At 60.0% G+C, this 21,771-nt stretch carries 21 protein-coding genes; 8 read left to right on the forward strand and 13 right to left on the reverse strand.

Translation table 11 applies throughout. The annotated features are described in order from the left end of the window. Positions 1–51: 51 nt before the first annotated feature. Complete coding sequence (gene ffh, locus MMB48_RS01975) at positions 52–1,704, reverse strand: signal recognition particle protein (protein ID WP_032744672.1); 1,653 nt, start codon at positions 1,702–1,704, stop codon at positions 52–54. 304 nt (positions 1,705–2,008) lie between these two features. Here ffh and MMB48_RS01980 point away from each other — a divergent pair, with 304 nt between their 5' ends. Next, on the forward strand, positions 2,009–2,917 hold the full coding sequence (locus MMB48_RS01980) for a cation transporter (protein WP_032744627.1): 909 nt from the start codon (positions 2,009–2,011) through the stop codon (positions 2,915–2,917). Positions 2,918–2,935: 18 nt separating this feature from the next. Here the strand turns inward: MMB48_RS01980 and cysS are convergent, their stop codons facing one another. Continuing rightward, positions 2,936–4,588: a cysteine--tRNA ligase gene (gene cysS / locus MMB48_RS01985; protein WP_032744628.1), complete on the reverse strand. Its 1,653-nt coding sequence runs from the start codon at positions 4,586–4,588 to the stop codon at positions 2,936–2,938. Positions 4,589–4,806: 218 nt separating this feature from the next. On the opposite strand from cysS, the gene MMB48_RS01990 reads away from it, so the two are divergent. Both MMB48_RS01990 and MMB48_RS11595 read left to right on the forward strand, forming a co-directional pair. Then, positions 4,807–5,535 (forward strand): type 1 glutamine amidotransferase, encoded by a 729-nt coding sequence (locus MMB48_RS01990; protein ID WP_032744629.1) that lies wholly within the window; start codon positions 4,807–4,809, stop codon positions 5,533–5,535. 47 nt (positions 5,536–5,582) lie between these two features. After that, positions 5,583–7,859 carry an ABC-F family ATP-binding cassette domain-containing protein gene (locus MMB48_RS11595; RefSeq protein ID WP_032744630.1) on the forward strand — a complete coding sequence of 759 codons (2,277 nt, stop codon included), beginning with the start codon at positions 5,583–5,585 and terminating at the stop codon, positions 7,857–7,859. Between the two features lie 52 nt (positions 7,860–7,911). Here the strand turns inward: MMB48_RS11595 and MMB48_RS02010 are convergent, their stop codons facing one another. The 9 genes from MMB48_RS02010 to coaD all read right to left on the reverse strand — a co-directional run bounded on the left by MMB48_RS02010 (position 7,912) and on the right by coaD (position 14,720). Then, a complete protein-coding gene (locus tag MMB48_RS02010) occupies positions 7,912–8,331 on the reverse strand; it encodes a type II toxin-antitoxin system VapC family toxin (protein WP_029680035.1) in 420 nt (139 codons plus the stop codon). 9 nt (positions 8,332–8,340) lie between these two features. Beyond that, the gene (locus MMB48_RS02015; protein WP_007054812.1) at positions 8,341–8,619 is read right to left on the reverse strand and encodes a FitA-like ribbon-helix-helix domain-containing protein; all 279 of its coding nucleotides are present in this window, start codon (positions 8,617–8,619) and stop codon (positions 8,341–8,343) included. Positions 8,620–8,773: 154 nt separating this feature from the next. Further along, complete coding sequence (ilvN, locus tag MMB48_RS02020; protein ID WP_012576821.1) at positions 8,774–9,328, reverse strand: acetolactate synthase small subunit; 555 nt, start codon at positions 9,326–9,328, stop codon at positions 8,774–8,776. Between the two features lie 16 nt (positions 9,329–9,344). Further along, a complete protein-coding gene (locus tag MMB48_RS02025) occupies positions 9,345–11,276 on the reverse strand; it encodes an acetolactate synthase large subunit (protein ID WP_032744631.1) in 1,932 nt (643 codons plus the stop codon). Positions 11,277–11,436: 160 nt separating this feature from the next. Further along, positions 11,437–12,165, reverse strand: coding sequence for a ribonuclease III (rnc, locus tag MMB48_RS02030; RefSeq protein ID WP_032744632.1), 729 nt, complete (start codon positions 12,163–12,165; stop codon positions 11,437–11,439). Between the two features lie 167 nt (positions 12,166–12,332). Beyond that, positions 12,333–12,527 carry a 50S ribosomal protein L32 gene (gene rpmF / locus MMB48_RS02035; protein WP_007051413.1) on the reverse strand — a complete coding sequence of 65 codons (195 nt, stop codon included), beginning with the start codon at positions 12,525–12,527 and terminating at the stop codon, positions 12,333–12,335. Between the two features lie 88 nt (positions 12,528–12,615). Next, positions 12,616–13,245 carry a YceD family protein gene (locus tag MMB48_RS02040; protein WP_012576824.1) on the reverse strand — a complete coding sequence of 210 codons (630 nt, stop codon included), beginning with the start codon at positions 13,243–13,245 and terminating at the stop codon, positions 12,616–12,618. Between the two features lie 88 nt (positions 13,246–13,333). Beyond that, positions 13,334–14,212 (reverse strand): cell division protein, encoded by an 879-nt coding sequence (locus tag MMB48_RS02045; protein ID WP_032744633.1) that lies wholly within the window; start codon positions 14,210–14,212, stop codon positions 13,334–13,336. Positions 14,213–14,219: 7 nt separating this feature from the next. Continuing rightward, entirely contained in the window at positions 14,220–14,720 is a 501-nt protein-coding gene (gene coaD / locus MMB48_RS02050) for a pantetheine-phosphate adenylyltransferase (RefSeq protein ID WP_032744634.1), read from the reverse strand. 250 nt (positions 14,721–14,970) lie between these two features. Here coaD and MMB48_RS02055 point away from each other — a divergent pair, with 250 nt between their 5' ends. After that, positions 14,971–15,264, forward strand: coding sequence for a DUF3039 domain-containing protein (locus MMB48_RS02055; protein WP_007055705.1), 294 nt, complete (start codon positions 14,971–14,973; stop codon positions 15,262–15,264). A 41-nt stretch (positions 15,265–15,305) separates the two neighbouring features. Here MMB48_RS02055 and MMB48_RS02060 read toward each other — a convergent pair whose 3' ends face one another. Then, positions 15,306–16,316: an aldo/keto reductase gene (locus MMB48_RS02060; protein ID WP_032744635.1), complete on the reverse strand. Its 1,011-nt coding sequence runs from the start codon at positions 16,314–16,316 to the stop codon at positions 15,306–15,308. A 173-nt stretch (positions 16,317–16,489) separates the two neighbouring features. Here MMB48_RS02060 and MMB48_RS02065 point away from each other — a divergent pair, with 173 nt between their 5' ends. After that, the gene (locus tag MMB48_RS02065; RefSeq protein WP_012576828.1) at positions 16,490–16,918 is read left to right on the forward strand and encodes a MerR family transcriptional regulator; all 429 of its coding nucleotides are present in this window, start codon (positions 16,490–16,492) and stop codon (positions 16,916–16,918) included. Positions 16,919–16,985: 67 nt separating this feature from the next. Here the strand turns inward: MMB48_RS02065 and MMB48_RS02070 are convergent, their stop codons facing one another. Beyond that, complete coding sequence (locus MMB48_RS02070; protein ID WP_012576829.1) at positions 16,986–17,612, reverse strand: Pr6Pr family membrane protein; 627 nt, start codon at positions 17,610–17,612, stop codon at positions 16,986–16,988. 93 nt (positions 17,613–17,705) lie between these two features. Between MMB48_RS02070 and MMB48_RS02075 the strand changes: the two genes are divergently transcribed. From MMB48_RS02075 to rph, 3 genes are all read left to right on the forward strand, one after another. Beyond that, positions 17,706–19,028, forward strand: coding sequence for a nicotinate phosphoribosyltransferase (locus MMB48_RS02075; protein WP_032744639.1), 1,323 nt, complete (start codon positions 17,706–17,708; stop codon positions 19,026–19,028). A gap of 950 nt (positions 19,029–19,978) precedes the next feature. Then, positions 19,979–20,821 carry a helix-turn-helix domain-containing protein gene (locus MMB48_RS02080; RefSeq protein ID WP_032744640.1) on the forward strand — a complete coding sequence of 281 codons (843 nt, stop codon included), beginning with the start codon at positions 19,979–19,981 and terminating at the stop codon, positions 20,819–20,821. A 143-nt stretch (positions 20,822–20,964) separates the two neighbouring features. Next, entirely contained in the window at positions 20,965–21,729 is a 765-nt protein-coding gene (gene rph, locus MMB48_RS02085) for a ribonuclease PH (protein WP_007058292.1), read from the forward strand. The last annotated feature ends 42 nt before the right edge of the window (positions 21,730–21,771 follow it).

The raw sequence follows: 21,771 nt of genomic DNA on the forward strand, positions 1-21,771 counted from the left end.
GAACCGAGATATAACTTGGCTCCCCTCTGCGAGGGGAGCCAAGTTATGAGATCAGCGACCGAACAGTCCGCCAAGGCCTCCGCCGAGGTTCGGCGGCAGTTCAGTGCCACCGTCGACGTTGCCCATCATCTGCTCAAGGCCGGCGGGCAGGGCCGGGTTCTGTGGCTTCTTGGCGAAGGCGGAACCGCCGGTCGAACCGGAGGACTTGCCGGCCAGCTTGTCGCGCAATGCCTTTTCCTCGGCCTCGCGCTTCATCGGATTGCCGGACTTGCCGCCCTTCTTCTTGTTCTTGCCCTTCTTCTTGCCGCCGCCCATAGCCGGGCCGCCGAAGCCGGGGATGCCGCCGCCCATGCCGCCACGATTGGACATGCGCTTCATCATCTTTGCGGCCTGCTCGAAACGCTGCAGCAAAGCGTTCACCTGAGAAACCGTCACGCCGGAACCATAGGCGATACGGGCGCGGCGGGAACCATTGATGATCGACGGATCGCGGCGCTCGGCCGGGGTCATCGAGCGAATAATCGCCTCGGTGCGGTCGATTTCCTTCTCATCGAACTGCTCGAGTTCCTTGCGGTGCTGGGCCATGCCCGGAATCATGCCGAGCAGCGACTTCATCGAGCCCAGCTTGCGCACCTGCTGCAGCTGATCGAGGAAGTCGTCCAGGCCGAAGGAGCCATCGGAGATCTTCGCGGCGGCCTTGCGGGCCTCCTCCTCGTCGAACTGCTTCTGCGCCTGCTCGATGAGCGTCATGATGTCGCCCATGTCGAGGATGCGCGAAGCCATGCGGTCCGGGTGGAAGACCTCGAAGTCCTTCAACCCCTCGCCATTGGATGCGAACAGGATCGGCTTGCCGGTCACGGACGCCACGGACAACGCGGCACCGCCACGGGCGTCGCCATCGAGCTTGGAGAGCACCACGCCGGTGAAATCCACACCCTCGTCAAAGGCCTTGGCGGTCCTGACGGCATCCTGGCCGATCATCGCGTCGATGACGAACAGGATTTCGTTGGGGTGCACGGCATCGCGGATGTCGCGAGCCTGCTTCATCAGCTCCTCGTCCACGCCCAGACGACCGGCGGTATCGATGATCACCGTGTCGTAGAGCTTCTGCTTGGCGAGTTCGATGGAATCGCGGGCCACCTTCACCGGGTCGCCGGAGGTCTGGCCCGGAGCTGCGACGGCCTCGCCGCCATCGGATTGGACGCCCTTTTCGGGAGCATAGACGGGCACGCCGGCGCGTTCGCCGACCACCTGCAGCTGCGTCACCGCGTTCGGACGCTGCAAATCGGCCGCCACCAGCAGCGGCGTGTGGCCGGAATCCTTGAGCCAGTAGCCGAGCTTGCCGGCCAGCGTGGTCTTACCGGCACCCTGAAGGCCGGCGAGCATGATGATCGTCGGCGGGTTCTTCGCGAAGTTCAGCGGACGATCGACGCCTTGGCCGAGCACGTCGGTGAGCTCCTCGTTGACGATCTTCACCACCTGCTGGGCGGGGTTGAGCGCGTCGGACACCTCGGTGCCCAGTGCACGCTCACGCACCTTGCCGGTGAAGGAACGCACCACGTCGAGCGCCACGTCGGCGTCGAGCAGCGCGCGGCGGATTTCACGGATCGTACCGTCGATATCCGCCTCGGAAAGCTTGCCCTTGCTCTTGAGATGCTTGAACGCATTCGAGAGTCTGTCTGTCAAAGATGAAAAAGCTGCCATAATGGGCAACAGTCTAGCCGCCACGCGGGAAATTGCGGTGTTGGGGACGACGCTTTCCGGGGAATGTGTCGCGTAGTAGTCAGGGATGTTGGGCATCCAGACGGCAAATGCCGTGCCGTCCGCTCGTGGCGAAGCCAATCGAGTGCTTCCGATACCATGGAAACCGTAAAGAATCCTGTGTTTTTTGGAATGCTTACGCTGTTTTGAAAATCGCTGGACACCGCTTATACGCAGACTGCCGTGCGCTCCGAACCATGACGTTCGGGCCAACGCAGACATGCCGTGCAATAAGGAAGGCCCACTGATGCCCACTCAAAAACTACTCGAACGCAAAGCTCTGATCGTTGGCATCGTCATCAACGTGCTGCAGGTCTTAGCCGGCGTGGCCGTGTTCTTCATGACCGGCCTCAAGGCCATGTTCCTCGACTTCTCCTTCACCGCGATTTCCGTCCTGTCCGGAATGGTGGCGGTGTATCTCTCGTCGCGCACGGTGCGAACCACCGAGCGCTTCCCCAATGGCATGTTCGCACTGGAACCCATCTACGCGATCTGCAAGGCCATTTTCACCATGTCGTTGTTGGTGTATTCGCTGATTGACGTGTGCCGAGTAGCGTACGACTACTTCGTGTTCGGGTCCGGCGAACGCATTGAAACCGGCCCGGTGGTCATCTACGAGATCCTGACCGTAATCGTGTGCTTCAGCCTATACATGTATTACCGGCGCTCCAACCGCTCCATCGGCGATTCCAGCACCATGCTCACCGCCGAGTGCAAGAGCACGTTGGTCGACGGATCAATGTCGTTCGGCATCGGCGTGGTTGCCATCTTCCTGATGCTGCTACCGGCCGGCGGTCCGCTTGACTTCCTGCACTACACCGGCGATTTCTTCATCACCGTGGCTTTGGTGGCATTGACCATCAAGGAGCCGTTCAGCGTGCTCAAAGAGGCGTTCGTGGAATTGGTCGGCGGCGTGCATGACGACGATGAGACCAACGCCTACGTGGAGGCCGAGGCACAGCGCCATCTGCCTGCCAACACCGACTACGAGCAGACGCTGATCTTCAAGACCGGCATGAACTACACCGTTGACGTGTATCTGAGCGGCATCGGCGAAACCATTGATGTAGCTGACCTCATCGAATGCAAGCGCTCGCTGGAGAAGGAGCTCATCAAGCGCCTGCATATCGTGGACGTGGACTTCGTGTTTGACTGATTGATGGGTTTGAAGCGGCTACTTCAGGCTCCAAATGGAACCCTGCGGGCCGTCTTCGATAGCGATGCCGGCCTCGGTTAGGGCGTCGCGAATCTGGTCGGCCTTGGCGAAGTCCTTGGCCTTGCGGGCCTCGGCGCGGGCGTTGAGCTGCTCGGCGATCAGTGCCTCCAGCGCCGCATGTTCGGGCGACTCGGCCGTGCCATCAGCGGCACCGCCGGCAACGCCGGCGGACACCCACGGTTCGGCCAGCGGGTCGAGACCCAAGGTGTCGAGCATGGCACGCACGGCGAGCAGCGCCTCACGCACCTCGGCCTTGGCGGTTTCGGAATCGGCGCGGTCAGCCAGCTGTGAAAGCAACGTGTTGCCGGAACGGATAGCAGTGAAGATTGCGGCGGTGGCTCCGGACACGTTGACATCGTCATTCATGGCAGCCACGAAATCAGCGGGCAGGTCGTCGGCGGGCACTGCGGTGATTTCATCGCGGTTCGGCTTGAGATCGCCCAACGCAACGCCGGCGCGCTCGATGAAGTTCGAGACACGGTCGTATGCAGCCTGCGCCTCGACCAACGCCTGATCGGACCATTCGAGCATCGACCGGTACTGCACGGAGCCCAAAGCGTAACGCACCACCCAAGCGGAATGCTCGGCCAGCACGCTCGGCACGGACAGGCCGGTGCCCAGCGACTTCGACATCTTCTCGCCCTTGGCGGTCACCCATGCCGAATGCATCCAGCGCGCAGCAGAGGGGTAGCCGGCCGCGCAGGTCTGCGCCATCTCGTTTTCGTGGTGGGGGAAGCGCAGATCCAAACCGCCGCCGTGAATGTCGAAGCCATCGCCCAGGTAACGGTGGGACATGGCGGAGCATTCGATGTGCCAGCCAGGGCGACCCACGCCGAACGGCGTCGACCAACGGGCGTCCTCGGGATCGGTGTCCTTGGGGGCCTTCCACAGGGCGAAATCACGCGGGTCGTGCTTGTCGGGGGAGGCGTCGGCCGGGTCGACCGGATTGTACTTGTCGGCACCGGTGGCGTCCACGGACGGGCCCATGCGGTCGGCCACGGCAGCGGCCTCATCGACTTCGGAAGTCTGCTTCTGGTGGGTGAGTTCGCCGTAATGCGGCCAGGATGCCACATCGAAGTACACGTTGCCGGTGGGCTTGCCGTCCGCATCCGTGACCACATAGCCGTGGCCGTTGTCGAGAATGCGCTGAATCAGGTCGATCATGTCCGACATGTGGCCGGTGGCGCGAGGTTCCACGGTGGGCGGCAGCACGCCGAGCGTGTTGTACGCCTCGGTGAATTCGCGCTCGTAGTAATAGGCGCGGGCCCACCAACGCTGGCCGGCGGCCGCGGCCTTATCGAGAATCTTATCGTCGATATCGGTCACATTACGCACAAAAGTGACTTTGTAACCGAGCTTCAAAAACCAGCGGCGCACGATGTCGAACGCCACGGCGGCACGGATATGGCCGATATGCGGTGACGACTGCACGGTGGCGCCACACACATAAATGCCGACTTCGCCCGGCTTGAGCGGCACGAAATGGCTGACCTGGTGCGAGGCGGTGTCATACAGATTCAGGCCTTCTGCGGCCTTGGCGACATGCACCGGCGTCAGGCTTGAAGGCATGACGGAAATGTTGAAATCCTGCGGTTCTTGGCTGTTTCCCATAACGCTCAAGCGTAGGGTCCGAACCAGACATGCTGAATCGTTACTCGAAGAGCTTGATGAACGCTTCACAGGCGGTGCCCGAACGAGGTGACAGACGGATGAGAAGCGGGACAACAGTCTCGCGAGAACACGTCTTTGACCGCTGCGGAAACTGCGAGATTCATGGATTTGCCCTGCCTGTTACGCAAACGGGGAACGCTCGTGCCACAATAGAAGTCATGGCCACACCACAAGTGCTCATTTTGCAACATGTCCCATGGGAACGTCCGGGACGCATATTGTCGAACCTCGAGGACATCGGTCTTGAGACGGTGACGATGAATATCGTCGACAAAAAGAAACCGGACTTGCCTGATTTCGGCGAACTGGCTGGCGTGGTAATCATGGGTGGACCTATGGGAGCGCTTGATTACGACAAGTATCCGGGGCTGAAGGCGGAAGCCAAGTTGGCACGTGCCGCCGTGGCTTCAGGCAAGCCGATTCTCGGTGTATGCCTGGGGCATCAGATTATCGCCACTGCGCTTGGTGCGCAGCTGCGCAAGGGCGATGCGCCGGAGATTGGGTTCGCGCCGATCAAGCGTGTGGACAAGCATGACTTCTTCTCCATGTGGGATAAGCAGCTGACGGTGCTGCACTGGCATAACGACGTGGTGGGTTTGCCCGAGGGAAGCCAGCTGCTGGCGCGTTCGTCTTCCACCAAGGTGCAGGCGTTCCGACTGGGATCCGCGCTGGGCATGCAGTTCCATCTTGAGGTGTGCGGCTCGCTGCTGGACGAATGGCTGGATGAGCCGAGCATGGTCAAGGATCTCAAGGCCGCGGGTGGGTCCAAGTCCCGATTGCGCGAGCAGTTCGCCCAATACGATCAGCTACTGCATCCGCTCGCCGAGCAAGTGTTCTCCGGTTTTGCGGCCCGCTGCAACTCCTACGCTCAGACGCTGAACAAATAACGTTTGTGGGCCGCCGCTGGGCAAGCGTGGCGCTACATTGGTGAGTCATGCCGACTTATGACATTGGACTGGAACACGTTTCGCTTGCCTTCGCTACCAAAACCATCTTCACTGATGTGACGCAGGGTGTTTTCGAGGGCGACCGCATCGGCATCGTCGGCAAGAACGGCGACGGCAAATCCACGTTGCTGCACCTCTTCCGCGGCACCCAGGAGCCGGATTCCGGCCGCGTGACGAAGCGCGGCGGACTCACGTTCGGCATGCTTGACCAGCGCGATCCGCTCGACGACAACGCCACCATCCGTCAGGCCGCGCTCGAAGGCCGCGCCGACTACGAATGGGCGTCCGATAACACTTCCCGTGAAATCGTCGAGGCATTGCTCGGCGGCATGAGTCTGGATGCCAAGGTCGGCTCCTTGTCCGGCGGCCAGCGTCGCCGCGCCGATTTGGCCCGACTTCTGCTCAAGGATTGGGATATTCTCGCGCTTGACGAGCCCACTAACCATCTCGACGTGGTCACTATCCACTGGCTTGCCGAGCATTTGAAGAACCGCTGGTCCAAAGGCCAGGGCGCTCTGTTGCTCGTGACCCACGATCGCTGGTTCTTGGACGAGGTCTGCGAATCGATGTGGGAAGTCCACGATGGCGTGATCGAGCCGTTCGAGGGCGGGTATTCGGCGTATATGCTGCAGCGCGTCGAACGCGACCGCCAGGCTGATGTGCGTGAAACGAAGCGCCGCAATCTGGCCCGCAAGGAGCTCGCATGGCTTTCCCGCGGTGCCCGTGCCCGTTCCACCAAGCAGAAGTTCCACGTCAAGGCCGCACGCGAATTGATTGCCGATGTGCCGCCGATGCGTAACACACTTGAACTGAAGCAAATGGCCACCTCCCGTCTCGGCAAACAGGTGGTCGATTTGGTCGACGTGACGCAGATTTTCGAAAAACCGCAGGGCATGGCCGATATCGACCCGGATGTGGCGGCGCTCTCCGCGTCCGCTTCCCGCGTGGATGTGGTCAACGCCATGTACGCCGAGCCGCAGCTGCACGGTTCCGTTGAGGTGGCGGTCACCGACCTGACTGACCCGCGCCTGGTGGACGCCGGCGTGCCGGAAGCCGTCGAGGCCGCTGAGGAAGCGCGTAAGAAGGCCGAGGCTGAGAGCGGCAATCCGCAGCTTGCTGACGATCGCGAGGTTCGTCGCATGAACACGGGTGGTGAAACCATCGGCGGTGACGCTGCTGCAACGGATTCGGATGATGACACTGCTGCAGCCGGTGTCACCTCGGCTGCACGCAAGGTGACGGTTTCCGGCCGCGAGATTTTGGATGATGTGACATGGCTGATTGGCCCCGGCGATCGTTTCGGCATCGTCGGTGCGAACGGTGCCGGCAAGTCCACATTGCTGAAGTTGATTGACGGTTCGATTACTCCGACCGTGGGCCATGTGAACATCGGCAAAACCGTGAAGTTCGCCGTACTCTCGCAGCGTCTTGATGAGCTGGAGAAACTGGGCCGGTACAAGATCAAGGAAGTGCTTTCCCGCTATAAGCCGAGCTACATTGTGGATGGCAAGGAAGTAACGCCGGGACAGTTGATGGAGCGTCTCGGCTTTGAATCCGCCCAGTTGATGACGCCGATTCGCGACCTCTCCGGCGGACAGAAGCGCCGCATGCAGTTGCTGCTCATCCTGCTCGACGAGCCGAACGTGCTCATCATGGACGAGCCCGGCAACGATCTGGACACTGATATGCTCGCCGTCATGGAGGATTTGCTCGATACTTGGCCGGGCACGTTGATCGTCGTATCCCACGACCGGTACCTGCTGGAGCGCGTCACCGATCAGCAGTTCGCGCTGATTGGCGGCAAGGTACGCCATCTGCCCGGTGGTGTGCAGGATTACCTCGATATGGTTGAGGCTATTAAGAACGGCAAGGGATTGCCGGCTGACACGCCTGGCTTCGCGGGCACCGGTAGCAGCTCGGCGAAGTCTGGTAGGGGTAAGGCGGCCGCCGTCAATGCTGCTGCATCTCTCCCTCAGTCCGCTTCGCGGACAGCTCCCTCGTCAGAGGGAGCCAATAACGGTGAGGACTCCACCTCGAAGCTCACCGGCAAGGCCTTCCACGAGGCATCCAAGCGCGTGAATGCCATCGAGCGCAAGCTTGCCAAACTGGAAGAGCGGAAGACCGAACTTGAGGCACAGATGGCCGCCCATGACCCGAGCGACTACGAGGGTCTCAACAAGCTCAATGAACAACTCACCGCCGTCAATACTGAAAGCGATAATCTCGAAGCCGAATGGCTCGAACTCTCCGAACAATTGGAGTAGCGGGAGAAACCGTAACGTTCACAAGGCCTCGGTAGTTTGCCGGGGCCTACCGCTATGCAAACTCCCACGGATTAATCAATTCCACGTCGGTACCTTCGAAGTCCTTGATATTGCGCGTGGCTATGGCCGCATCCCAGGAACAGGCAATTGCCGCAATCATGGCGTCTTGAATACTGGTAGGTGTGCCCCTGCGTTCGCGTTCGACAAGGATATGGGCATAATCCGCAGCTGCCTGGGTGTCAAATGCGAACGTCCTGTCCTCTAATGTCATAAGCGCCAGCTTGACGGTCGTATCTGTGTACTTTCGTCGTTTGCCTTCAGGCATGCGACATATTCCGACCAACAACTCGGCGACGGTGATGGCGGTGGTTGCCAGATTGCTTGTATCTTGGTTCCTCAGCCAATTGGCAACGTGTTCGTCTGGCTGTTTCTTGATGATTTCGCTGATGACGTTGGTGTCCAGAATAATCATGGCCGATTCCTATTCAAAAGATACTGGCGGTCGGGAATCGGCGGAATTTCGCTCGGATAGTGGGAGTTCCCCCTTGTCGAGTCCCTCAAAATCCATGTTCTTCATGAATTCGCGGATCTCGTCGTAGAAATTGGTCTTTCGTGTGATTTCATGCGCCACCGTGCCGGCCAGCCATTCTTCAAGAATGGATCGCACCTGAGATTCCATGGAGCGGTTGTTTTTCTCAGCCACTTCTTTGAGCTGTTGAATCTGCTCATCGGGTATTTTTCGGATGGTCAATGTTGCCATGATGCACCTCCTTGTTGCTGTCATAATGCTAGCATAAGGTGCTGTCATTTTGCTTGCAGCACGGGTGATGAGGTATGCACGCATGAAAAAGGCGGATATGCATCATGCACATCCGCCCTTTGAGCTTGGACTGGGTCTCCCCGCAGTCGCCGAATCAGCGCCCGGTAACCTCGGAACCGACGACCTTTTCGCTCAGGGCGCGCGGGCCGCGGGTCACGGCTACGGCACCGGAGCGCACCAGCTCAATCACACCGTAATGCTCCAAAAGCCCCAGCAGCGCATCGATCTTACCTTCGGCACCGGTGGCCTCAATGGTTAGGGACTCGGGGTGTACGTCCACCACACGCACGCGGAAGAGGCGCACGATCTCCAGCACGTCGGAACGGTTGGATTCGTCGGCGGCCACCTTGATGAGCACCAGTTCGCGTTCCACGGTGGAGTTCGGGTCGAGCTCCACGATCTTCAGCACGTGCAGCAGCTTGTTGAGCTGCTTGATGATCTGCTCCAGTGGCACGGCCTCCACGTCGGCGGTCACCGTGACGCGTGAGATGTCCGGACGCTCGGTGGGGGAGACGGACAGTGAGTTGATGTTGAACGCACGACGGGCGAACAGGCCGGCGATACGCGCCAGCACACCCGGGCGGTTTTCGACGAGCACGGACAGCGTATGACGCTGGGAGCCGGGCTGGGATGCGGGATAATTGGCCATGAGTACGCTCCTTTCCTCAGCGCTCGTTCGCGGCGCCGTCATCGGGGCCGGTTCCCGGAGCCGGGGTGCCGCCGGTCAGCGGCTTGATGCCGGGCTTGTACGTCACCTCGTCGTTGGAAGCGCCGGCGGCTACCATTGGCCACACCATCGCATCCTTCCACACGCGGAAATCAATCAGTACCGGGCGGTCGTTGATCTGGTTCGCCTTTTCGATGGCGGCAATCGCCTCTTCCTCGGTGAACGCGCGGATACCCACGCAGCCGTATGCCTCGGCCAACTTGATGAAATCAGGCACTTCGAGCGGCGCATCGCCGTCGACCAGTGCCGCCGCACCATCGGCACCGTGCGCCTCGCCATCGAGCAGGTTGGTCTGCGAGTAGTGGTGCTCGTAGAACAGCGTCTGCCACTGACGGACCATGCCGTACACGGAGTTGTTCAGAATCGCGATCTTCACCGGAGCGTGGTCCAGGAACGCGGCGGCCAGCTCCTCAGAGGTCATCTGGAAGGAACCGTCACCATCGATCAGCCACACCGGCTTCTTGCCCTCGAACTCGCGGGCCGAGCCCACGGATGCGCCGATGGCGGCTGGCAGACCGTAGCCCATCGTGCCGAGGCCTCCGGAGGAGATCCAAGCGTGCTGGTTCTCGAAATCGATGAACTGCGAAGCCCACATCTGGTGCTGTCCCACACCGGTCACCCAGATGGTGGACGGATCGGCCATCTCAGAGAGCTTTTTGAGGACCCACTGCGGGGCCAGCGAGCCGTCGGTCGGCTCATCCCACGTCATCGGGTATTCCTCGCGCCAGCCGTCGATCGCCTTCCACCAGGGGGCCAGATTCGGCTTGCCCTGAATGGCCTGCGTGTGCTGAATCTCGGGAATCAAGTCGTCGAGCACGGTAGCCACATCGCCCACGATCGGCACGTCGGGCTGACGGTTCTTGCCGATTTCAGCCGGGTCGATGTCAATGTGAATCACGCGGGCGGTCGGTGCGAAGGCGTCGAGCTTGCCGGTCACGCGGTCGTCGAAACGTGCACCGATGGCCACAAGCAGGTCAGCGCGCTGCACGGCGCCGGTTGCGGCAATCGTACCGTGCATGCCCAGCATGCCGAGGTTCTTCGGGTCGGAGTCGGGAATGATGCCGCGTGCGGGCAGGGTCGTGACCACGGGAGCGCCGGTCAGGTCGGCCAGAGCCTTGACCTGTGCGCCGGCGTTGGAGCGGGCGGCGCCGCCACCCACATACAGCACCGGGCGGTACGACTGAGAGAACAGCTTCGCCGCGTCGGACAGCACATGGCCGTGCGCCTTGGTGGTGGGGTTGTAGCCGGGCAGAATCATGCGCTGCGGCCATGAGTAGTACATGTCGCCGGTCTGTGCGGTCTTGGTCAGATCCACGACCACCGGGCCGGGGCGGCCGGTGTTGGCGATGTAGTACGCCTCGGAAAGCACGCGAGGAATGTCCTGCGCGCGGGTCACGAGGAAGGAGTGCTTGGACACCGGGTAGGTGATGCCCACGATATCCGCCTCCTGGAAGGCATCAGTGCCGATGGCCTGCACGCCCACCTGACCGGTAATCACGACCATGGGCACGGAGTCCATGTTCGCGTCCGCAATGGCCGTGACCACGTTCGTGGCACCCGGGCCGGAAGTCACGATGCACACGCCCACCTTGCCAGTGGCCAGTGCGTAGCCTTCGGCGGCGTGGCCGGCGGCCTGCTCGTGGCGCATAAGCACGAAGCGGAACTTCGTGTTGTCTTTGATCTCGTGGTAGACGGGCAGAATCGCGCCGCCAGGAATGCCGAAGACGTCCTCGACGCCGAGATCCTCCAGCGAACGCACCAGCGCCTGAGCGCCGGTCATCTTCTCTCCATCGACGATGGTCTGCTGGTCGGGCGCCGCGTTGATTTTCGGCACACCGCTGAATGCCTGCAAAGGCGTGGGTAAAGCCATGATTCCTCTCACCTCATAGGTTTTGTCGCGAACCTGCCCGACCTTGGGATGGGGCCGGGTGCCCGCGTGTCTGATTCCAGTCGCTTCCCCGAGACTTGTGGCCCCGACACGACTCGTCGCTCATGTTGGTATCAGTCTATTCGCAAATCCGACAGCGGGCTTACTTAGTCCGCGTCTTGAGCGAGTCCAGTGACTTCCAGCCCGCTTCGGCGGCCGCCAGCTGCGCCTTACGCTTGCTGGAGCCCTTACCGATGCCGATGATGTCGCCGTTCTCGCCCAACGAGACGCGCGCGGTGAAGATCTGCGCGTATTCCGGGCCGGAGACCTCCATATGGTAGACAGGCTCCTCCTTGCCGAGACCGTGCGCCTTGACGGTCAGCGAGGTCTTCCAGTCGAGTGCCGGGCCCTCGGTGGCCACTTCGGCGAGCGTGTCGTCAATAAGCCGGTGAATCACCTTGCGTGCCTCGTCGATGCCGTGTTCCAGGAAAGTCGCGCCGATGAGCGATTCCACGATGTCGCACAGAATGGAGTTCTTCTCCGCGCCGCCCTGCTCGGCTTCCCCGTGACCCAGCAGAATGTAGGGGCCCACCTTGAGCTTGGTTTTGGCGATGGCACTCAGCGCGTCTTCGGAGACGGCCTTGGCGCGCATCTTGGCCAGTTGCCCCTCGGTCATATCCGGGTGAATAGTGAACAGCGTTTCAGTGGAGACCAGTTCGAGCACCGCATCTCCCAGGAATTCGAGGCGTTCGTAATTGGCCACGCCGGGGTGCTCATGCGAGAAGGAGCGGTGGGTGAGTGCCTGCACGAGCAGATCCGGGCTAAGAGTGGTGCCCAACGCTTCAAGAAGCTCGTTGGCCGGCGTCGGCTGCTGTGGGGTTTCATTACTCATGATTGTTGTATGGTCCTTCACGCGATGGTGGTGTGTTGTGTTGTGTTGTGTTGTGTTGTGTTGTGTTGTGTTGTGTGCGATGCGATGGTGTACGTAATGGTGCACTTATGCGAAGACCCCGCCACCCGTCGATGGCAGGGCCTTCATTCAAGCCGTTATCGCAGGACTCACTTGGTGTGAGCCGGCTGGATGGCGGAGCGGTAGGTGCGGCCGCGGTAGTTACCGCAGCTCGGGCAAGCCATGTGCGGCAGGGCCGGAGCACCACAGTTCGGGCAATTCACGGTCGCAGCAGCGGTGGCCTTCCAGTTCGCGCGACGCGAGTGCGTGTTGGCGCGCGAGGTCTTGTACTTAGGCAGTGCCATTTGAGTATCCTCTATTTCGTTCGAACAATTGAGCTTAAGCGTCCGTTATCTTAACGCACGGCTCGTACAAACTCCGTTCAGGCGCGCGTCACTCGGCCTGCTCGCCGTTCTGCTCGGCCTCGAGCTGGGCTTTGAGCCCCGCCAATCCGGCGAAACGGATATCCGTCACATCGTGATGATGATCGGGATCCTCGTTCAGATCGGCACCGCACTGCGAGCACAGACCCTTGCAATCCGGTCGGCACAGTGGCTGCAACGGCAGCGATTCGACCAGCGTGTCGCGGATCATCGCCTCGATGTCCGCGAATGCGCCGTTCTCCAGCAGCGGATACGTGTCTTCCGACTCGTCCTCGCCGGCGATGATGTCGATCTCGTCGTCCTTCTTGTTCTTGCCGCCCTTGCCGTTGGCCTTGTCCTGACCCGACTCATACGGGAAGAACACCGTCACATCAACCGGCCAGTCCTCGTCAATCGGCTTCAGGCAGCGTGTGCACTCGCTGACGAATGGCGCGACCAGGCGGCCGGTGAAGATCAGGCCGTCCACAATCGAATCGAACTGCCCGCTCACGTGTACGGGCTCACCTTCCTTGATGCCGACAATGCTGTCGCCAATGCCGGAAGGTGCTGGGAAATCGGCGTCAATCGGCTTGGATTGACCGGCGCGCGAAGCAATCTGCGCTACCGGAATGGCCCACGGGGAATCTTCAACTCGTGCCATGGTATGTTCTTGGTGCCTTTCGTATGTTGGCTGGAGTTATTCGTTACTGGCGTTATTCGCGTTACTGATGTTGCCGGCGTTGCTGGTGTTACTGGGCTTCGGGATAGTCGTTCAGCGTCAGATGCGGCATCCGTTCTCCGGCCGCGCGCTGGCGCTCTTCCAGCACGTTAAGACCGGCCTGCACATCCTGACTGAGTTTGCCGAGCTGCTGGGACAGCCCTTCCATCACCGTAGTGCAGTACTGGTCCGCGCCTTGGGTCAGATGGTCGGCTCTGGTCTGTGCCTGGTCAAGAATCGCGCGCGCTTTCTGCCGTGCAAGCTCGGTGACGTTCTCCTGGCCGGCCAGGAACTGTGCCTGTTCGTTGGCGTCCTTGATCATGTCGGCTGCGCGGCTTTGTGCGGAGGCGACGATGGCGTTGGACTGGGTCTGTGCCGATTCCAGACGGCGCTCGGCCTCGCGCATGAGGGCGGAGGCGCGCTCCAACTGCACCGGCAGCATTTTCTTCAACTCGGAAAGCTGGTCGGTGAATTCGTCTCGGTCAACCTTCACCATGCCGGGGGCGAATATGCTGGACTTCGCTTCGCCCAGTGCCACCTCGAGCTGGTCGATGATGTCATACACCGTGGTGAATTCCTCGCGGCTCTTGACCGTGGCCGGGTCGTCGTCCGTGGTTTCTCGCAGGTCGGGCATTTCGTTCATGAACGAGGGGCGAGTGCCGGCGGCCTGAGCGGTCTGAGCTTGTGCCCGGGTCTGCTGAGCTGCTTGGGCCTGCATCTGTGCCGGAGTAGGGGTAGGCGCGGCGGGCGGCGATCCGGCGAGAACATCGGCCTCTTCGGTGGGTGCCGGCGCGGCTTGCGTAGACGCGGGTGGTTCCGGGGCGGACGGCTCCGGAGTGGACGATGCGGTGTCCGCATTCGGTGTGGTCAGATCGACGTATCCAGTGGGGTGGTCATCGCTCATAGTCATTAGTGCATCAGTCCTTCCGCTGACGTTCCTCGGCCAGGGCATCGGCCAGCATCGGCACGACGCAATCGGGCACCATGCCGGTCACGTCGCCTCCATGGCGGGCCACGTCCTTGACGATGGAACTGGAGATGTGTTCAAGAATCGGATCGGCCGGCAAAAACAGGGTTTCGATGCCGGCGAGCTTGCGATTGACCAGCGCCATGCCGAGCTCGGCTTCATAGTCGCCGTTCTGGCGCAGACCCTTGACGATAACGGTGGCGCCGACCTTCTTGCAGTAGTCGGTGATCAGGCCGTCGGTGGAAGAAACAGTGACGTTCTTGCAACCGGCTTTGTCAAGGGCACGGCGGATCACGTCGACTCTGGTGGCTTCGGAAAACATCGGTGTTTTCGCGGCGTTGATGGCCACCACCACATGCACCTCGTCGAAAAACCGCGCCGAGCGCTCGATTACATCCAAGTGTCCGGCGGTAACGGGGTCATACGAGCCGGGGCATACTGCGATAGTCATGCCTTATAGCCTACCGCGAATGGTGTGCTTCGTGCTGCCGAGCGTGCATTGTTGTCGCGTCGGCGTATGAGGCAGTGTGTGCGGTGCCGTATGTGGCGTCGTGCGCGGCATTGTATGTGGCGGGGTGGCGTGATGCGCGACATGGGTGTGTGGAGGTGTGCGGATTACGCGCCAATGGGTTTCGCGGGTAACGACGGGAATCTATGATGGAGTGCAGTCGAATCGTTGAATACGAGGAAAGAAGTGCACCATGACTTTTGCCGAGATGTTCGTTGATGATGCCGAACCGCTGCGCAACCCGGACCAAGGTGCCGGCACGTCGGTGCTGGAACGCCCGGAAACCAAGGAGTCTCCGGTTCGTGACGATGGCGGCGACGCGGATCGATTCGCACATTATGTTTCTAAGGACCGTATCGCCGAATCACGCGCGACCGGTCGTCCGGTGGTCGCCCTGTGCGGCAAGGTCTGGGTGCCCAAGCACGATCCGTCCAAGTACCCGGTTTGCCCCGATTGCAAGCGCATCTACGAAGAGATGACGCGCTAAAGGTGGTACTTGGCTCCCCTCAGCGAAGGGAGCCGAAATGGTCACCGAGCCGAAATCTCGTCGATCAGCTTGAGCTCTTCAACGGTGAAGCGGGTGTTCTTGAGGGCGTCGATGTTGTCGAGAATCTGCTGCGGCTTGGAGGCTCCGGTCAGCACGGAGATCACCTTACCATCGTGCAGCAGCCATGCCAGGCTCATCTCGGCCAGCGTCTGGCCGCGTTCGGCGGCCAGATTGTTCAGGTCCACGACCTGCTTGTGTAGTTTCTCGGTCAGAGCGGAATCGTTGAGGAATCGCGGATCGTGAGCCATGCGGCTGTCGGCCGGAATGCCGTTCAGATAACGGTTGGTCAGCAGGCCCTGAGCCAGCGGGCAGAAGGTGATAAGGCCCTTGCCCAGCTTGTAAGCCGTCTCCTTCAGACCGTTCTTTTCCACGGTGCGGTCGAGGATGTTGTACTTGTTCTGGTTGATGATGAACGGCACGTGCAGGTCGGCGAGAATCGCGGCGGCCTTCTCCATCGTCGGACCATCGTAGTTGGACAGACCCACGTACAGGGCCTTGCCGGAGTTCACGGCCTGAGCCAGCGCGCCCATCGTCTCCTCAAGCGGGGTTTCCGGGTCCGGGTGGTGATGGTAGAAGATGTCCACATAATCCAAGCCCAAGCGTTCGAGCGACTGGTCGAGGCTGGCGAGCAGGTACTTGCGGCTGCCGAGGTCGCCATACGGGCCTGCCCACATTTCATAGCCGGCCTTGGTGGAGATGACGAGTTCGTCGCGGTGGTGCTTGAAGTACTTGGCGAGCAGCAGGCCGCAGTTCTTCTCGGCCTGGCCGGGCTCGGGACCGTAGTTGTTGGCCAGATCGAAGTGGGTGATGCCGTTGTCGAAGGCGGTGAAGACCAGGGACTTCATCTGGTCGAATGGCGTGATGTCGCCGAAGTTGTGCCAGAAGCCGAGTGAGACGGCCGGCAACTTGAGGCCGGAGGTGCCGGCACGGTTGTAGGTCATCGTGTCGTAACGGTGCGGGTTGGGAGCGTAGGTGGTGGTTGGCTCGAACATTGAGTCTCCTTACAATGTCATTTTTGTTCTTACGAATGCTGGTCTGCGATGGGCAAACCGACGCCGATCGAGTGGTATTCGTAAGTGTTCTTAGATACTAAGGTTCCAGTTCAAGTGAACTTGAATGCAAACGGCTGCGACGCTTCGGCGTGTCGCCGCAGTAAGGAGTCATGATGTCCTACACCATTCGTCAGGTGGCCACGCAGTTCCATATGCAGCCCTCTACGCTGCGCTATTACGAGGATCAGGGATTGCTGACCAACGTGGAGCGCACCGAAACCGGCCAGCGTATATACGAAGACTGCCATATCGACCGTCTGCGCGCGATCTGCTGCTTCAAGAACGCCGGCATGACCATTGACGATCTTAAAAAGTTCTTCGTGTATGAGTCCAATGAGCCCGAGCATATCGACGAAATCCTTGATCTGCTGGAATCTCGCCGCGAATCCTTGGACGAGCAGCGCCGAGCCCTCAACGAGGCGGCCATGCACGTGCAGCGCAAGCTTCATTACTATGGCGACATCAAGCGTGCCATCGACGCCGGTGGAGACTGGCCGGATTGGCGCGAGTACAAAAACCGCGCCTATTCCATTGAATGTTGAGGCCATCGAGTGCTGAGCTGGATGCCGGCTGGGCACAAAGACCGATGCGCGTCGATCGTGGGCGCGTCTATCCGAGTAAGGCCTTGCTCGGCAGTGCGCGGTCGAGCAGCCAGACAACGAGCGATATCACGAAGAACGCCATGGCCAGCTTGCCGCAGCTAATGCCGAACCCTTGCCAGCCGAGTGCGTCGAGGTCGATGAAGTCGTACGGATACGGACTGCCGCCGGCCGCCGGTCCGGAACCCGGCCAAATCGCCGCACGGGCCAGCACGAAGACCAAGTATGCAGGGAAATACGCCAGCCACGAGAACATGTAATGCCAGCGGAAACGCCGGTGCGGATCGAATAGCACGAAATCGATAACCGCCATAATCGGGGCGATTTTGTGCAGCATCGTATTGGTCATGATGCCAATAACCTGTGGCACGTATGCCGGGTCGTCCGGAGGCATCAGGAAGAACGCCACCAGTGCGGTGACTGTGGCGTACACAGTCAGACACCCCTTAAGCCATGCGGGCGGCTGAATGCCTTTGAGCAGTGTGGCCGCGCCGGACCACAGCATCACGATGCCCAGCACGAAACCGGTCTGGAACGTGAAATACACCCAGAACTGTGGTTTGGACCATGCCTCATATGTGCCCACGAAGCAGAAACCGGCGATCGCAAAGCGCCACAACACCACGATGAATCTCATGCATCGAGTCTACCGCTTCGCCAGTGGGCTGTATGGCTTTGCCCGGACTACACTTAGGTGCAACTTCACCACTTATGTAGGAAAGGCCTTGCAATGGTCGATTATTCGCCGGCTCTGATGACCGACATGTATGAATACACGATGCTCGACGCCGCCCTGAAAGACGGTACCGCCGACCGCAAGTGCGTCTTCGAGGTGTTCACGCGTCGCCTGCCCGAAGGCCGTCGCTATGGCGTGGTGGCCGGCACCGGCCGCATTCTGGATGCGCTGGAACATTTCCACTTGGACGAAACGGACCTGAAGTTCCTGGCCGACCGTCACGTGGTAAGCCCCGAGACCATCAAGTGGCTGGAGAACTTCCACTTCTCCGGTACGATTCGCGGTTACCGCGAAGGTGAGATGTTCTTCCCGAACTCCCCGATTTTGCAGGTCGAAGGCACGTTCGGCGAATGCACGCTACTGGAGACGTTGATTCTATCCGTGCTGAACTACGATTCCGCAGTGGCCTCCGCCGCCTCACGTATGGCGTCGGCAGCCAAGGATCGCCCTTGCATGGATATGGGCGGACGCCGCACTAACGAGTGGGCCGCCGTGGCCGCCGCTCGAGCCGCCGTAGTGGGCGGATTCAAGGGTACCGCCAATCTGCTGGCCGCCCAGCTGTATGGTCTGAAGGCCATTGGCACCGCCGCGCATTGCTTCACGTTGGTGCATGATTCCGAGCGTGACGCCTTCGAATCGCAGATCGAGGCTTTGGGCAAGAACACCACGCTGCTGGTGGACACCTACAACATCGAGGAAGCCGTGAAAACCGCCGTCGAAGTGGCCGGTCCCGAACTGGGTGGCGTGCGCATCGACTCCGGCGACCTAGCCGCCATGGCCCAGCGTGTGCGCAACCAGTTGGACGCCCTGGGTGCCACGAACACCACCATTACCGTGACCAACGATTTGGATGAGTACGCGCTCGCCGCATTGCAGACCGCGCCGGTCGACTCCTATGGCGTGGGCACCATGCTGGTCACCGGCTCCGGTGCTCCCACTTGTGCGATGGTGTACAAGCTCACCGAACGTGAAGGCGCTGACGGCACGATGGTTCCGGTCATGAAGAAGTCCAAGGACAAGGCCACAGTGCCCGGTCGCAAGTTGGCATTCCGCTCCTACGAATACGCGCTAGCCGAAGCCGAACACGTGATTTCCGGCTCGGAAGAGAAGCTGGACGGTTTCACGCCCGAACCGACATGGAAGAACCTGCTGGTCGATTTCGTGGACCACGGCCATATCGATGCGCAATGGCAGGGCCATGACGCCATCATGGCCGCCCACGACTACCGCGCCAAGGCGTTGTCCGAACTGCCCATCACCGCACAAAGCCTGATGAAGGGCGAGCCCGTGATTCCTACGGAGACTCAGGTTCTCTGACGAGAACTTCCGTCTCCATAGGAATCCGTCGCAGCATAGCTGCTCCCCTTACCTACGGACGGCCCACTGGGCTGTCCGCTTAACGGTTCGACCACAGAGACCAAAGTCCTCTGACCGTATCTCACTGGCCGCATCCCTTTGGTTACATTGGCTACTCTTCCCTCTGTCTGTGCCCCTCTGTGTGTTGGCCGCACTCCTGTGGTCGCCGCCGAGGCGGGGAGATCCAACCCCGGTCGCACCCCCGTGTTTGCACCCCCCCCCCTGTGGCTGTGTCCCGGGGCTGTATTGGCCGCGTCCCCTCGGCTGAACTGCGTCCCGGTTCGCCGGACGTGGTTCCAGCTGAGGGTGGCCCCCTTGTTTTTTTTGGGGGGGGGCTACTGCTCACCGGGGAAATATGTATATGTGCATGCTGTTGCAATGTACATTTTGTTGTCAGTTGACAACGTCTTGATTCAGATGAATTGGCGGGAAATGGCCATTTGTCTTATCCAATTGATTTGAAGAACGTTGTCAGTTGACAACGTTTTGTACATGGTGCGGAACGACACATATTCCTATCCTGGTCAGGATGCCGACGAGGTGGAGTGAAAAACCAAACCATTTCAGAGGATATTGCACCGAGACGTTGTGGGATTGCCGTGTTGTCGGTGATGTTACAGAGATGGCGCAGTGTTGCGTGAGGGGGTATTGCGTGTGATGTTGCGTGTGATGTTGCGTGTGATGTTGCGTTGGGCTGATTGGGAGGAATATTCTGCCGGTAGAATGCCGTGATGCGTGCGGAGCAATCGTTTGCGGAGCAATCGTTGAAGAATCGTGTGAACTGATGCGATACGAATCATACCGTCTCTGAATTGTGGGATATGACGAATCGTATCGTCATGGGATTGTGGGATATGATGATTGCGGTTTGATGAAATGACCGGGAAATCGGCCGAGGCAAGGTGACTTCGATGAGTGAAACTCTCAATGATGAGAACGCGGCGGGCAACGATGACGTATCAGAGCGGCGCGCTGTAGAGCATCGAGCGTTAGAACAGTACGATGTCGTGCATCACGGTGTGGTATCTGGTTGCCCTGTTAATTCGTGTGCGGCTGTGCTGAATGAAGTGATGTCGCAGACTGGTTGGAATGCCTATGAGCTTGCACAGCGCACTGGTTTGGATCGGTCTGCAATTGGTCGCGTATTGCGTGGGCAAAGAGGTATGTTGTTTGATGTTTTGGCCGAGGGGCTTGAGCGGGCTGGTTTTGGTCTTCACCTAGAAGCCGTGGCCCCCTCGCAAACGATTCCGGAAGACGAATTGCACATGTTGTTGGCGCAACTGCGTAGGCCTCCTGATTTCGATGCAATAGAAAGCGGAGCGACCTGGTCTACGTTGAAGATGCTCTGCGTCAATCTGATTCATGCTCGAAATGTTCAACATCAACGTATATCGTTCGTCCGAGCGGTTGCACGGGTGAACGATGCGTGCTGGATTGCGTTTCTCGCTGGTTTATACCATTTTCTGCGTTGGGATATCAACCCAAGGAACAGACGCTTGACATTGGTTCCTCCGTACCGGTATGGCTTGGATGGATGGTGGTCCCCACTGCCGAGCGCGGCAATTATGCACGTGCTTCATCGATATGAAGAGCCGTTGCCTGACATGGACTATACATATTTGCCGTTAATCGATTACGAACTCAACGCTATGCAGCGCAAGCAATTCAACCAAGATTTCATGGAATATGGCATTCTTATTCCAGCGGACGATCTCTCCCGATCCTCATCAGGTACGCAGGCATTGACTCTGTAAGCGAGTGGTGCATAAGAAAATAGTGGCGTGCATCCAAGTGTCATGGGATGGATATGTAAGCAGGGAATGACATTGCGCTGGAGTTTGATGATGGTTGACGAGTTGCTATCCAGGCATAGAGCGGATGGCGTATGCTGGGGCGCATGGTTGAAATCAAAGACATGCTTGGCAATCACCAAATAATTCGTGCCGACGGCCGCAAGGTCGACGAACTGCGCCCCGTGCGCATCACCCGCCACTTCACCGACGCCCCCGAAGGCTCCGTGCTCATCGAATGCGGTAACACGCGCGTGATGTGCACCGCCACTTTTACCCCCGGTGTGCCGCGTTGGCGCAAGGACTCCGGCCTCGGCTGGGTCACCGCCGAATACTCGATGCTGCCGCGTGCCACCGCCGAACGCACCGACCGTGAATCCGTACGTGGCAAAATCGGTGGCCGTACCCACGAAATCAGCCGACTGATTGGCCGCTGCCTGCGTGGCGTCATCGATATGAAGGCGCTCGGCGAAAATCAGATTCAGCTTGACTGCGATGTGCTTCAGGCCGATGGCGGCACTCGCACGGCTTCCGTAACCGGTGCGTACGTGGCTTTGGTCGACGCAGTCAATTGGGCGGAGAAGCACCGCCATATCAAGTCCGCCAGCCGCGTGCTTAAGGACTATGTGTCCGCCGTATCGGTGGGCGTGATTAACGGCACTCCGATGCTTGACCTGCCATACATTGAAGACAGTCAGGCCATGACCGACATGAACGTGGCCATGACCGGTTCCGGCACCTTCATCGAGATTCAGGGCACCGCAGAACACCGTCCGTTCAACCGTGCCGAACTCGGCACCCTGCTTGACTTGGCCGAAAAGGGCAACAAGGAACTGCAAGCCGCCCAGCGTGCCGCTCTGTCTTTAGACTAAGCCAGCTCCCCTGCCAAGGGGAGCCTTCTTAAAGGAGAATCC

Source organism: Bifidobacterium sp. FKU, assembly GCF_026016385.1.
GTDB classification, from domain to species: domain Bacteria; phylum Actinomycetota; class Actinomycetes; order Actinomycetales; family Bifidobacteriaceae; genus Bifidobacterium; species Bifidobacterium infantis.

Coding starts and splice junctions, on each gene's coding strand:
- MMB48_RS01980 (WP_032744627.1), top strand. CDS start 2,009: ATGCCCACTCAAAAACTACTCGAACGCAAAGCTCTGATCGTTGGCATC.
- MMB48_RS11595 (WP_032744630.1), top strand. CDS start 5,583: ATGCCGACTTATGACATTGGACTGGAACACGTTTCGCTTGCCTTCGCT.
- MMB48_RS02060 (WP_032744635.1), bottom strand. CDS start 16,316: ATGTTCGAGCCAACCACCACCTACGCTCCCAACCCGCACCGTTACGAC.
- MMB48_RS02040 (WP_012576824.1), bottom strand. CDS start 13,245: ATGGCACGAGTTGAAGATTCCCCGTGGGCCATTCCGGTAGCGCAGATT.
- MMB48_RS02070 (WP_012576829.1), bottom strand. CDS start 17,612: ATGAGATTCATCGTGGTGTTGTGGCGCTTTGCGATCGCCGGTTTCTGC.
- rnc (WP_032744632.1), bottom strand. CDS start 12,165: ATGAGTAATGAAACCCCACAGCAGCCGACGCCGGCCAACGAGCTTCTT.
- MMB48_RS02075 (WP_032744639.1), top strand. CDS start 17,706: ATGGTCGATTATTCGCCGGCTCTGATGACCGACATGTATGAATACACG.
- MMB48_RS02010 (WP_029680035.1), bottom strand. CDS start 8,331: ATGATTATTCTGGACACCAACGTCATCAGCGAAATCATCAAGAAACAG.
- MMB48_RS02025 (WP_032744631.1), bottom strand. CDS start 11,276: ATGGCTTTACCCACGCCTTTGCAGGCATTCAGCGGTGTGCCGAAAATC.
- ffh (WP_032744672.1), bottom strand. CDS start 1,704: ATGGCAGCTTTTTCATCTTTGACAGACAGACTCTCGAATGCGTTCAAG.
- ilvN (WP_012576821.1), bottom strand. CDS start 9,328: ATGGCCAATTATCCCGCATCCCAGCCCGGCTCCCAGCGTCATACGCTG.
- rph (WP_007058292.1), top strand. CDS start 20,965: ATGGTTGAAATCAAAGACATGCTTGGCAATCACCAAATAATTCGTGCC.
- coaD (WP_032744634.1), bottom strand. CDS start 14,720: ATGACTATCGCAGTATGCCCCGGCTCGTATGACCCCGTTACCGCCGGA.
- MMB48_RS02015 (WP_007054812.1), bottom strand. CDS start 8,619: ATGGCAACATTGACCATCCGAAAAATACCCGATGAGCAGATTCAACAG.
- MMB48_RS02065 (WP_012576828.1), top strand. CDS start 16,490: ATGTCCTACACCATTCGTCAGGTGGCCACGCAGTTCCATATGCAGCCC.
- MMB48_RS02045 (WP_032744633.1), bottom strand. CDS start 14,212: ATGACTATGAGCGATGACCACCCCACTGGATACGTCGATCTGACCACA.
- MMB48_RS02055 (WP_007055705.1), top strand. CDS start 14,971: ATGACTTTTGCCGAGATGTTCGTTGATGATGCCGAACCGCTGCGCAAC.
- MMB48_RS02080 (WP_032744640.1), top strand. CDS start 19,979: ATGAGTGAAACTCTCAATGATGAGAACGCGGCGGGCAACGATGACGTA.
- rpmF (WP_007051413.1), bottom strand. CDS start 12,527: ATGGCACTGCCTAAGTACAAGACCTCGCGCGCCAACACGCACTCGCGT.
- MMB48_RS01990 (WP_032744629.1), top strand. CDS start 4,807: ATGGCCACACCACAAGTGCTCATTTTGCAACATGTCCCATGGGAACGT.
- cysS (WP_032744628.1), bottom strand. CDS start 4,588: ATGGGAAACAGCCAAGAACCGCAGGATTTCAACATTTCCGTCATGCCT.